We start from the raw sequence: 12,197 nt of genomic DNA on the forward strand, positions 1-12,197 counted from the left end.
ATAGGGGTGGATTTGCCGACATAAAACGGGCAATCGCAAGTTTATGCTGTTTCGGTCCTTGACTTGGAGGGCCGGATTAACCACTTCCAAGCTGCCCCATTACTGGCTTTCGAGTAAAGTTGACGGAGAGACGCATGGCCACAAAATCAGCCTCTGGATCAGACCGGAATGCACCAGAGCAGGACAGTTCTCCGCTTGATGTGCAATCCTCGGCCGTCAAGAAGCTGATTGCCAAGGGGCGGTCTGCCGGTCACATCACGTTTGACGAGCTGAACGCTATTCTCCCGCAGGATAAGATGTCTTCCGAGCAGATCGAGGACATCATGGCGGCCCTTTCGGAGATGGGCATTCAGGTGGTTGAGAGTGCGGATAAGGAGGAGGAAGAGTCCAGCAGCGACAGTCGCGCTAGTAATGACGAGCCCTCCGAGGATGACAATAATAGCGGAAATATTGACGCTGTTGCTGCCAGCCGTACGGATGACCCTGTCCGTATGTATCTCCGTGAGATGGGGGCTGTTGAGCTGCTGTCTCGTGAGGGTGAAATTGCCATTGCCAAGCGTATTGAGGCTGGGCGTGGTGAAATGATCGGGGGGCTGTGCCGCAGCCCGCTGACCTTCCAGTCTATTCTGGGGTGGTACGAGCAGCTCAAGAATGAAACGCTGCTCCTGCGTGAAGTGATCGATCTCGAGGCGAGCCAGAGCGATCCAGAAGCCGCTGAGGAAATGGAAGACCTCGCCTCTGGTGAAGATAATGAGCCTGATGATGAGTCCGAGGACAGCGAAGGCGAAGGCAATGGTGGTGAGGGCAGTGGTCTTTCCCTGTCTGCTCTGGAGGAGAAGCTTCGTCCGGAAATCATGCTGCTGTTTGAAGCTTTTGAGCCGCTTTATCAGAAGCTCATCAAGATGCAGAGCCAGCGTCTTAAGGCGCTGATGGAAGGGCGTGAAGCTTCCGTCACGGACGAGAAGAAATACAACAAGCTGCGGACGGAGCTTGTGGCGCTTGTCGAGCGGATGCACCTCCATAACAACCGCATCGAGGAGCTGGTTGAGTCCCTGAAGGCGCATGTGCAGAAGCTCAATGCTGTTGAAGGGCGGATGCTCCGTCTGGCCGAGAAGTGCAAGATTCCCCGTGAGGACTTCATGGATCGGTACCGCCATCATGAGCTGGCACCGGACTGGATCGAGGGTATCTGCCAGCTTCCGGGCAAGGGCTGGAAGACGCTGACAGGCAAGCATCTTCCTGCGCTTGAGAAGATGCGGGACGAGGTGGCTGCTCTGGCCAAGGAGACCGGCCTGCCGGTGGATGAGTTCCGCTTGGTCTATCAGACAATCTCCCGTGGGGAACGTGATTCCACCCGTGCCAAGAAGGAGATGATCGAGGCCAATCTGCGGCTGGTGATCTCCATTGCCAAGAAATATACCAACCGTGGTCTTCAGTTTCTCGACCTGATTCAGGAAGGCAACATTGGCCTGATGAAGGCGGTGGACAAGTTCGAATATCGCCGTGGCTATAAGTTCTCCACCTATGCGACATGGTGGATCCGTCAGGCGATTACCCGCTCTATTGCCGATCAGGCCAAGACGATCCGTATTCCTGTCCATATGATCGAGACGATCAACAAGCTGGTGCGGACATCCCGGCAGATGCTGCATGAGATTGGCCGTGAGCCTGCCCCGGAAGAACTGGCCGAGAAGCTGGGAATGCCGCTGGAGAAGGTCCGCAAGGTCCTCAAGATCGCCAAGGAGCCGATTTCTCTCGAGACCCCGATCGGTGATGAAGAAGACAGCCATCTCGGCGACTTCATTGAGGATAAGACCGCCGTCATTCCGCTGGATGCTGCCATTCAGACGAATCTGCGTGAGGCAACGACCCGTGTTCTGGCGTCCTTGACGCCTCGTGAGGAACGTGTGCTGCGTATGCGCTTCGGTATCGGCATGAACACTGATCACACGTTGGAAGAAGTCGGCCAGCAGTTCAACGTGACCCGTGAGCGTATCCGTCAGATCGAGGCCAAGGCCCTCCGCAAGCTCAAGCATCCGAGCCGCAGCCGCAAGCTGCGCTCCTTCCTTGATGACTGATCCGTTTTGCCGGTAAGGGCCTCAGGCCCTGCCGGTTTTCCTTGCCTTCAGGCCGTTTTCGTGCTTGAAGGTCGCTTTCCCTGCCGTGCGCTATGGCGGCGCAACGGCTATACCCGGCACTTCCCTATCGGGGGAGTGCGTTCAGGCCAGCGCTGGGCTGGTCCGGGTTGACCTTATCCGAAGGGAGTTTTCATGCCACTTTATGAGACCGTGCTGATTGCACGTAATGATGTCTCTCAGGCTCAGGTTGAAACCCTGGTCGAGAACATCTCCGGTATTCTTGGCGAGCACGGCGGTACCATCCGCAAGCGTGAGTTCTGGGGTCTGCGTACCCTTGCTTACCGCATCAAGAAGAACCGCAAGGGCCATTATGTCCTGCTGGGGATCGAAGCCCCGGTTGAGGCCATGAACGAGATGAGCCGTCAGATGGGTCTGCATGACGATGTTCTGCGTCTGCTGACACTCCGTGTTGACGAGATTGACGAGACACCGTCTCCGATCCTGTCCCGCAAGGACGACCGTGGTGACCGTGGGTCCCGTGGTGGTGCTTCCCGCAGCGGCGGGCGTTATGAGAGCGGCCGCGGTGGCCGTCGTCATAGCGATTCCTCAGAGACGCGCGATCACAACGCGGCTGCAGCGGAGTAAGAAACCATGTCAGAGACAAACACGACACCGGCAGTCAGCCCTGCTTCCCGCCGTCTGGCCGTTGGGGCACGCCGTCCCTTCTATCGCCGCCGGAAATCCTGCCCGTTCTCCGGTGCTAACGCTCCGAAGATCGACTATAAGGATGTGCGCCTTCTGAGCCGCTTCCTGTCCGAGCGTGGCAAGATCGTTCCCAGCCGCATCACGGCAGTGTCGGCTAAAAAGCAGCGTGAACTGGCGCAGGCGATCAAGCGCGCCCGCTTCCTCGCCCTGCTCCCTTACGTTGTAAACTGAGGAGCACGACATGTCCCAGACATCACTGATTCTGCTTCAGCGCGTGGAAAACCTTGGCCAGATGGGCGATATCGTCCGTGTGAAGCCGGGTTATGCCCGTAACTTCCTGCTGCCGAAGGGCAAGGCCCTCCGTGCAACGGCTGCAAACCGTGCCCGCTTCGACAATGAGCGTGCCCAGCTGGAAGCCCTGAACATTCGCAAGCGTGAAGAAGCTGAGCGCCTTTCCGAGCGTATGCACGGCCTGAGCGTGACGCTGATCCGTCAGGCTGGTGACAGCGGTAGCCTCTATGGCTCCGTGACGCCGCGTGACATCGCTGCTGCTGCTACGGCTGCTGGTCTGACCATCGCCCGTCAGCAGGTTGTGCTGGACGAGCCGATCAAGGTTCTTGGTCTGGTGGAAGCCCGTGTCATCCTGCACCCGGAAGTCTCCATCCAGATCACGGTCAATGTGGCCCGTTCTGAGGAAGAAGCCGAGCGTCAGGCTCGTGGCGAAGTCATCGGTCAGGAAGAAGAGGAGGATAATATCCTCGGTGAGCTTCATGCCGAGCGGGCTGCTGAAGAAGCTGCTGCCGAAGCCGCCGCTCTGGCAGCTGAAGGCGAAGTGGCTGAAGGCGCTGGCCACGAGGGCTGATCTCAGATCATCCTCACTGGACTTGATCCAGAGAAACCCGGCAGATTACGATCTGCCGGGTTTTTTTATGTCTGCTCTGAGCGTGTGGTCAGGAAAGCACGGTCTGGTGCAGCCTGTTTCTCTCTCCATATTTCCCTATGGCTAAGGGACTTGTCATATTCCTGAACTGTGTCAATGATTGATGCATGAGGATATGGGCCATCCATGGAGATGCGCCTGTCCTGATCCGGGCGAGGATGAAACAGCGCATGAAATCAGTTCTTGATACTTTGCTAAGACGTTTTATTTACTTTGGTAGCCTGACGGTCACATATAGTGACGGTACGGTGCAGCATTATCAGGGAGAAAAGCCGGGACATGAGGCGGCTGTCCGCATCCTGACACCTGCTGCGGAGCGCGCGCTGGCTCTTAAGCCCGCTCTAGCCTTTGGTGAAGAATATATGAATGGCACGATCGTTCCAGATCACTGTTCTCTGGAAGATGTGATGTGGACCATCATCCCGAACGTAGAGCGTGGCGGCCTGTTGAGTGAGGATATTAGCGGTAAGTTACGCTATATCAGCCGTGTGCTGCGCCCGCTGAACTCTCTCAAGCGTTCTCGTAGCAATGTTGCTCATCATTATGATCTCAATGGCAGCCTGTATGAGCTGTTTCTGGATAAGGACAGGCAATATTCCTGTGCCTATTTTGAGCATGATGGCATGTCGCTGGATGAGGCTCAGATTGCCAAGAAGCGCCATATTGCTGCCAAGCTGAACCTGAATCAGCCGGGGCTTGAAGTTCTGGATATTGGCTGTGGCTGGGGTGGCATGGCCCTGACCCTTGCCCGTGACTACGGCGTGAAGGTAACGGGCATCACGCTTTCCGTGGAGCAGCTTCAGGTAGCCCGCAAGAGAGCGCAGGATGAAAAGCTGGACCATCTCGTTTCATTCGAGTTGCAGGATTATCGGACGCTGAAGAAGCAGTTCGACCGTATCGTGTCTGTTGGCATGTTCGAGCATGTCGGGGTGCGGCAATATGAGACTTTCTTCAATCACATCAAACGGCTTCTGAAGCCGGAAGGTGTGGCGGTGATCCATTCCATCGGGCGGATGGACGGGCCGGGCATGACCAACCCGTGGATATCGAAATATATTTTCCCCGGCGGCTATTCTCCGGCATTGAGTGAGACGCTGGCTGCGCTGGAACAGACAGGACTCTGGCTGACGGATTGCGAGGTTTGGCGCCTGCATTACGCCAAGACACTGGCACACTGGCGGCAGCGTTTTGATATCAACCGGGAAAAGATACGGGCCCTGTATGATGATCGTTTCGTGCGGATGTTCGAGCTTTACCTGCTGGCGAGTGAGCTGGCCTTCCGCATTCAGGGGCATATGAACTTCCAGCTTCAGATCACCCGTGACATTGAGGCCGTACCGCTGACCCGTGACTACATGTTTGCGGCTGAAAATGCCCAGCGTGTGAAGGATGAAGCGAAATAACAGGCCATGAAAAACGCCCCTCACACGTCATGAGGGGCGTTTTGTTCAGGCCGTCTTTGTCTGTTTCTGAAGGTGGCAGCGGGCGAGGCTGTCAAACTCGGCAATGGAGAGAGTTTCGGCCCGTCTGGTCGGGTCAATGCCGGTTTCTTCCAGCAGGATGTTCCCTTTTATGGGTTTCAGGGCGGCCCGGAGCATCTTGCGGCGCTGCCCGAAAGCGGCGGCTGTGACCTGTTCCATGGCTTTGAATAATGCTGGAGAAGGCTGCTCGGCATGGGGGATGATAAGGGCCACGGCTGAGTGAACCTTGGGCGGTGGGGAGAAGGCCCCCGGCGGTAGGGTCAGGGCAATGGAGCAGTCAGCGCACCATTGTGACAGAACGGCTAGGCGGCCGTAAGCGGATGTGCCGGGGGCGGCGCAGACCCGTTCTGCCACCTCCTTCTGAAACATCAGTGCCATGCGAGACCATTGCCCAGCCTGTCGCAGCCAGGCAACCAGAAGCGGCGTGGCGACATTATAGGGTAGATTGGCAATGATCTGCCGAGGGGCCGGTGTAAGCTGGGCAGCATCCAGTTTTAGTGCATCCTGCCGGACGATGTGAAGCTGCTCAGGATAATAGGCCTGAAGTTCTTCCAGTAGTGGCCATGCCCGTCTGTCAATCTCGACAGCCTGCACGCTTCTGGCGCCGGACTGTAACAGGGCACGGGTCAGCCCTCCCGGCCCTGGCCCGACTTCTACAACGTGATAGTCAGCTAGATTGCCACCAAGGGCGGCAATCCTCATGCAGAGTGTGGGGTCAAGCAGAAAGTGCTGGCCAAGCGCCTTGAGGGCATCCAGCCCGTGCGTGTGGATGCTCTCCCGCAGGGAAGGGAGAGGCGGCAGGTCTGTCTTGGCGTTCATCAGTGGGACAGTACGGTTTTGGCAGCCGGACGGATTTTGATGATGGCATGGCGGCGCAGAGACCGCTGAAGCTGCTGGGAAGCCTGTTCAACACGTTCATTCATCAGCTGGTCGGCAATCTGGCCGGGTGTCTGCTGGGCAAGATTGCGTTCCTCACGGGAGCAGACCATGAGGAGGGCAATACCATCCGGGGCAACCAGCGGACGGGAGACATGGCCGGTAGGAATCTTGTCCACGACCTGCTTCATCTGCGGGGCAAGGCGCTCGGCAATCTGGAGCCCCGGATTGCTGTGGCGGCTGTTGCCCAGAGAGTTGTTCAGCGCTTCCATTTCGTCACAGCTCTTGATGGTCTGGGACGCATGCAGGGCCTTCTGGAGGGAGAGCTTCTGCTGATCGGTCGGTTCGGAAGGGTTCAGCGGGGCGCTGAAGGGGAAGAAGGCCTGCCTCATATTGAGCAGTGTCCCCATCTGCTTACCGATGGTTCGGCGGGCATGAACGGTGATGATCTCATAGCCACCCGGCACCTTGATGGGGTTGGAGATGGCATTTTCCGGCATCTTTTTGACGATAGGAAGAACTTCCGGCTCGATATTGTCTTCCTGCATCCAGCCACGGGACCCACCCTGAAGGGCAGACTGATCCTGAGAGAACTGGGCTGCCACGATGGGGAAGGGAGCCCCGTTGCGAAGCTGATTGATGATGGTTTTTGTAAAGGCCAGCTCATTTTCATCATGCCGTGGGTCCACCACGGGAATGAAGATTTCACTGATGAAATATTGTGGCCGTCCTGCTTCGGCCTGTAGGGCCTGTTCACGCTGGGTGATTTGCAGGGGGGTCACACGGCTGCGGGCTCCGAGGTCCTCACGCAGAACCTGCATCCAGCCGATCTGGACACGAAGCTGGTCGATCAGTGTGGTGAGGGAAATACCATCAGCCTTCAGGCGGTTGCGCAGGGCATTCTGCGGCATACCGTTGCGGGCCTCAATATTGCTGATGGCCTCGGCAATCTGTTCAGGTTCGATATTGATGTGACGGCTGAGGATTTCCTGCATTTTCAGCCGCTCGTCAATCAGCTGGTTAATCAGCTGATTGCGCATGCGGGCCATAATCTCCGGGCTGACAGGCAGACCTGTGGAGACCACGAATAGCCGGGCTCTGTCCTCCACGTCACGCTGGGTCAGTATCTGGCCATTTACGATGGCAATGATCTGGTCCTCGGTGTTGGCAGTCGGAAATTTCACATCGGGCTGAGTTGTGTCCGCTGCCGGGGCTTCCTGTTCGCTCGGTGCTGGTGCCTGCCTGTGGTGAGGTCTTGCCATGGCATTCCCGGCAGTCAGCAGGGCTGCGCAGGCTGTCAGGGATAGTAAGGCAGAGCGTGAGAAACGGGAGGAGAAGGACATAGTCAGGTCAGTTTCCGAACGTACCGAGAGATTTGAGTGAAATACTGAAGCCGAAAGAGAGGTTTGGTCGCCGCCCACCGATACGGGTGTTCTGACGGGAAACATAGATGTTTGTTGTTATACAGTCATTAGAATAGCCGATCGTACCACCATTCGCCACAAATTCCTTACGGGACAGGCTGCGCCGTGTGTAATAGGCGAAATGGACGGATTTCCACCGGCCCGTGACACCACCGCTGATCTCGCTTGTCCGGTTCAGGTAAGGATTATTGAGGAGAGAGCTGAGGCGGCTATCATGCGGTGAGTAGTAATAATAGTACGAGGTGATGGGCTCATAGACATACCCTGCCATGACACGGAAAAAGGGCAGCCCGGCAGAGACGAGACCTTCACCATAGTCAAAACTCTTGCTGTAAGGGTTGAAGCGCCCTCTGGCTGTCAGGTCGAAATAGCGTGACGGTGTCATCTGGATACGCCCGACAGGGTCGGAGAAGGTATGATTGACGCCAGAATAGACCATATAGGCTGGCCCGCCCTTGTTCGGGTGCTCTATGAAGCTTTCCCCGATCAGCATGTCGATGGAGCGGCCGTTCCAGCTCCAGTTTTGATGGATGCCGACATTAGCACGCAGGCCGCCATCCAGACGGTCGGTCCCCATATAGCGGTTGAGGGCAAAAAGGGTTGTATCATTCAGCTCGTATGCGAAGCTGTCTTCATTAGGCAGCTGCCGGTGCAGGGCGTTACCTGTATTCGGGGCGGCAATCAGCTGCACGATGGGTTCGAAAACCTGCGTGCCGTGCCCTTTGGCAAAGCTGCGGAGGAAAGGCCAGCTGACCTTGGCCGCCACGGTCGGCTGAGCCTGCCCCTGAACATGGGAGCCGGACTGCTCATAGAGTGGCTGCTCATGCATACGGGTGGAATGGTAGATCATGGAGTCAACACGGGCTGTCAGAAGCCACTGCTGTCCCCAGCTGTTTGTCCATGGGCGGTCCCATTGAAGGGCCAGCTCCCCACGCTGGTCATTAGCGCCACGCTCACGCAGGACAACGAAGTCGGTCGTATGAACGCTCAGACGCCCGCCAAGAGCATCCGGCTCGCCTTGGAACTCATAGGTGAAGCGGGGCAGGGAATAAGGGAGCTCCCTGTTGTTGATGATCCCCTGATTCAGTCCCTGATAGACCTGTGTGTCCAGCCGCAGATAGGAGCCGACACCAAAGCCTTCCAGATAGGCATTGGAATTGAGGGTATCGTTACCATAGCCCGGCAGGCTGTAGTCACGCATGTAGTTGGCGGATGTAGCACGATTGGCATTGAAGCCTACCCGCCAGTGCGGGGAGAGATTAAACTCGCCACGGCTGGCGATATAGGCCTGTGCACCATGTTCCTTACCGCCATTACTGAGCTCGCCGAACGCATTATAGAAGGGACGCTTGCGTAGGGTATCGTCCGCCACACCGCCCTCAAAGCGGATGTAACCGTTATTGAGGCGGTTACGATAAACGGTGGAGAGCTGGGGGCCGGATTTCGTGGAGACCAGCGGCGTGAAGGTGGCATCCTGATGGCCGTCAATAACCCAGTAATAAGGCAGGCTGAAGACCGTCCCCAGATAATGGTCATGAGGCTTGATGTTAAGGTTCAGCAGGCCGCTATGCCGTTCCGAACTGGGGTCGGTGACGGGGAGATAGGGAAAATAGAAAACGGGAACGCCCATGATGTGCAGCCATGCACGGTCGAATTCCAGATTCTGGTTGTCTTTATCCTGCGTAACCCCATGGGCTTTCAGGTCCCATGTTGGCGGGCGGTCGGGATGCTGGGCACAGACGGGGCAGGCCGTGTAAACAGGATTGGCGAAATCCATGACCCGGCCATTGCTGCGGCGCATACCGCTACTGGCCAGCTTGGCGTCATTGGGCATATTCACATAAAGCTGGGAGCTGACAGCATCTTTCATCCCATGGGAGAGTTCCAGATGGTCGGCATAGGCTGTAGTGCCATCGGGCTGTGTCAGCGCCACATGATGGATTGCTTCTATGACACCGGCGGCTCTGTCATAGGTGACCTTATCGGCCCGCATGGTCTGGTCGCCCTGCCAGAGGCGCACATTACCTTCCAGAACAAGAAGGCCTGTTCTGTCATAGCTTTCATGATCCGCCAGATAGGTAACCGGCTCCGAGCTGGAGACCTGCCCATCAGCAGAGACATCAGGCTTTGTCCGTGGCGGCAGGGTGCGGGCGTTCTGTGGGGGCTTCAGTGATGAAGGAACATTGGCCGTCTTAGCCTGTGCCGCACTGTCCTGAGGGGGCTGTGTGGAGGTCTGTGCAGGGGTTGGTGTCTGGGCTGAGGCTGCTGGAATGACATGCAGCAAGGCCCCCAGGGTACTCCCGGCAAGGGCCTGGCTAAGCAGTGACCGGGGCTTTCCAATACGGCGGAATGGAAAGTCATCAGACAGTGGCATCAGCCATCCTCCAAATGCAGCAGCAATGCTGCGGCAAGACACAAACCGGCACCCGCCGGGCCCCATGCAGCGGGGAACGGGGGCAGAGCTCCAGACTTTCCCAGCTGCTCGGCTATTTTGGAGACCGCAAACAGGGCAAAACCAGCGGTGACCCCAATGCCCAACATGCGCATGATCCCGCCACGCCCGGCAGGGCGCATGGAAAAACCAGCAGAAACCAGCGTCATGGTGACGGCAAGCATAGGAAGGGCCAATAGCCCCTGAAAGTGGAGACGATAAGGTATCGTGGAAAAACCGGAATGACGCAACAGTTTAATCACGCCCGGCAAGACCCAGAGTGAAAGAGTATCGGCGGGAAGGGCCCGTAGTTTTAAGGTTTCCGTAGTAAATTCAGAGGGTAAAAGCACTTCATCCTGTCGCTGGGGGTGGTGACTGTCGGAGAGAATGAGCACATTGTGGAGTCTCCAGATTCTGTCAGAAAGCACAGCTTCAGCGGCTTCCATCCGGTTGCGGAGCGTCATGTCGCTGTTCAACTGAAAGATGGTGATGTTTCGCCCTGTTAGAGTGTTCCCTTGGCGCTGGAGACTGCCAAGATGAAAGATGACATCCCCATGTGCAGATGAGCTGTGGCTGCTGTCTCTGATCCAGAGATCAGAAAAATGGTCTTCATCCGTATTATGCTGTCCCCGCAGCCATGTTTTGTCCAGTTTTACGGCAAGCCCATAGCTGTAGGAGGAGAGCGGAGAGAGCCCCGCACTGACGATCACCCCCAGCAAGGCCGCACAGAAGGAAGGGCTGATGAGTACCTGCCATGCGGAAATACCCGCCGCACGGGTCACGACCAGTTCTGAAGACCGGGCAAGGCGAGAGAAGCAGATCATGCCGCCGAGGAGGATGGCGAATGGCACGATATAGATCACATAATAAGGGATATGCAGGGCGGTGATTTCCAGCACCCGGGAAAGCCCGGCCTCCGGGTGGGCGGCGGCACGGCGGAGAAGGTCGATGAAATCGAACAGGGAGATCAGGCCGGTCAGGGCCAGCAGGGTCAAGCAGGTTGTCAGGGTGAATCTGCGGCCTGCATAGCGGGCAAGAGTGAAGGAAAAACCGGAATGCACCATGCCTGAAAGGTTTCCTTACTGTGCCGGGGAGGAGCTGGTTTGTTCGGTAGAAGAACCCAGCCTGTAGTGACGGGTCGCATCCCGTAGAAAGAGTGCGGCCCCTACCAGAATAGGTAGAAGAACGGTTCCCCAGAGAAGGGGGACGAGGGCAGGATTTCGCTCTGCCAGATTTTTGAGCATCAGGGAGAGGATCATCAGCCCCACAACATTCAGGACGGCAACTGTGGGGCGAATGATGTTGCCATGTTTGCTGAAGCGCCCACGCAGAACACAGAGCAGACCAATCATGCCATAGGAGAGGCAGGCCAGCGGGCCGGTGAGGCGTGTCCAGCCTTCGATGAGCAGCTTGTTGCGTGTATGTGTGGAAAGATCACCTTGCGGGTGGAACAGTTGCGCCATGGTCAGTTCGGCCACATCCGGGCTGAGGGCCTGATCGTGCGGAGAGCCGAAATCAAGCGTCTCCAGCTGAAAGAGTAACGTGCTGAGTTCTCCGGTCCGGCGGTTGAGGGTCTGGCGGGAACCATTATGCAGGATGAGGCGCAGTGCATCGCCATGAGGTTCTGTTAGTCCGTCTTCGGCAAGAATGGTGACCGGATTGCTGGGTACCCGGTTATCTTCAATCATGATGCCGCCAAAACTTTCATCGCTGTGGTGTTCCCGGATATAGACGGTCATGGCCTTGGAGACGGGGGTGAAGACGCCTTCTTCCAGCAGGAAGGCAGCCGCCCGGTTGCGGATTTCCAGCTCATAGCGGTGGAAGTGATGATAGGCGAGCGGCGCCCCCCACAGGCTCAGCCCATAGCTGAGGAGTGTGGCCAGACCGGCACAGACCAGCCCGGGACATGCCAGCCGCAGGGGGGATAGCCCGGTCGCCTGAAGGATGGTCAGTTCCCGATCTCCCGCCAGCCGTTGGTAGAACCACAATATGACGAGGAAGCAGGTGACCGGCAGGATGACATTGATGAAGGAAGGCAGCATCAGCAGCGTTAGATGAAGAAAGGCCAGCAGGGAGAGCCCATGCTGAACGATCATGCCGATGAAATGCAGGGACTGTGTCAGCCATATCAGGGCTGTGGCCCCGCCTGTCAGGACCGCCAGCCCAATGAGGAGATGGCGGAGAATATAGCGGTCCCTTAACGGGCATAACCTCTCAAGTCTGGCGAAATGGTCGGTCCTGTTCAGTTGCTGCCCAGCCATG

At 57.2% G+C, this 12,197-nt stretch carries 10 protein-coding genes; 5 read left to right on the forward strand and 5 right to left on the reverse strand.

Annotation, left to right across the window (positions count from 1 at the left end):
- Positions 1 to 134: 134 nt before the first annotated feature.
- The 5 genes from rpoD to NQF86_RS06225 all read left to right on the forward strand — a co-directional run bounded on the left by rpoD (position 135) and on the right by NQF86_RS06225 (position 5,126).
- Complete coding sequence (gene rpoD, locus NQF86_RS06205) at positions 135 to 2,078, forward strand: RNA polymerase sigma factor RpoD (RefSeq protein WP_266116752.1); 1,944 nt, start codon at positions 135 to 137, stop codon at positions 2,076 to 2,078.
- Between the two features lie 192 nt (positions 2,079 to 2,270).
- Positions 2,271 to 2,723 carry a 30S ribosomal protein S6 gene (gene rpsF, locus NQF86_RS06210; RefSeq protein WP_266116753.1) on the forward strand — a complete coding sequence of 151 codons (453 nt, stop codon included), beginning with the start codon at positions 2,271 to 2,273 and terminating at the stop codon, positions 2,721 to 2,723.
- Positions 2,724 to 2,729: 6 nt separating this feature from the next.
- On the forward strand, positions 2,730 to 3,014 hold the full coding sequence (gene rpsR / locus NQF86_RS06215) for a 30S ribosomal protein S18 (RefSeq protein ID WP_266116754.1): 285 nt from the start codon (positions 2,730 to 2,732) through the stop codon (positions 3,012 to 3,014).
- Between the two features lie 10 nt (positions 3,015 to 3,024).
- Positions 3,025 to 3,645 carry a 50S ribosomal protein L9 gene (rplI, locus tag NQF86_RS06220; RefSeq protein ID WP_266116755.1) on the forward strand — a complete coding sequence of 207 codons (621 nt, stop codon included), beginning with the start codon at positions 3,025 to 3,027 and terminating at the stop codon, positions 3,643 to 3,645.
- A 248-nt stretch (positions 3,646 to 3,893) separates the two neighbouring features.
- On the forward strand, positions 3,894 to 5,126 hold the full coding sequence (locus NQF86_RS06225) for a class I SAM-dependent methyltransferase (RefSeq protein WP_266116756.1): 1,233 nt from the start codon (positions 3,894 to 3,896) through the stop codon (positions 5,124 to 5,126).
- Between the two features lie 45 nt (positions 5,127 to 5,171).
- On the opposite strand, the gene rsmA is transcribed toward NQF86_RS06225, so the two are convergent.
- The 5 genes from rsmA to NQF86_RS06250 are packed head-to-tail and all read right to left on the reverse strand — an operon-like array spanning position 5,172 to position 12,196.
- Positions 5,172 to 6,023, reverse strand: a complete 852-nt coding sequence (gene rsmA / locus NQF86_RS06230; RefSeq protein ID WP_266116757.1) for a 16S rRNA (adenine(1518)-N(6)/adenine(1519)-N(6))-dimethyltransferase RsmA — start codon at positions 6,021 to 6,023, stop codon at positions 5,172 to 5,174.
- Positions 6,023 to 7,423 carry a peptidylprolyl isomerase gene (locus tag NQF86_RS06235; protein WP_266116758.1) on the reverse strand — a complete coding sequence of 467 codons (1,401 nt, stop codon included), beginning with the start codon at positions 7,421 to 7,423 and terminating at the stop codon, positions 6,023 to 6,025. Before NQF86_RS06235 ends, rsmA begins: the two co-directional genes overlap by 1 nt.
- 7 nt (positions 7,424 to 7,430) lie before the next feature.
- Positions 7,431 to 9,878, reverse strand: a complete 2,448-nt coding sequence (locus NQF86_RS06240; protein WP_266116759.1) for an LPS-assembly protein LptD — start codon at positions 9,876 to 9,878, stop codon at positions 7,431 to 7,433.
- On the reverse strand, positions 9,878 to 10,999 hold the full coding sequence (gene lptG / locus NQF86_RS06245) for an LPS export ABC transporter permease LptG (protein WP_266116760.1): 1,122 nt from the start codon (positions 10,997 to 10,999) through the stop codon (positions 9,878 to 9,880). The genes NQF86_RS06240 and lptG overlap by 1 nt, the downstream gene beginning before the upstream one ends.
- 15 nt (positions 11,000 to 11,014) lie before the next feature.
- A complete protein-coding gene (locus tag NQF86_RS06250; RefSeq protein ID WP_266116761.1) occupies positions 11,015 to 12,196 on the reverse strand; it encodes an LptF/LptG family permease in 1,182 nt (393 codons plus the stop codon).
- Position 12,197 lies beyond the last annotated feature (1 nt).

The organism is Bombella pluederhausensis (assembly GCF_026385525.1).
Classification (GTDB): domain Bacteria; phylum Pseudomonadota; class Alphaproteobacteria; order Acetobacterales; family Acetobacteraceae; genus Bombella; species Bombella pluederhausensis.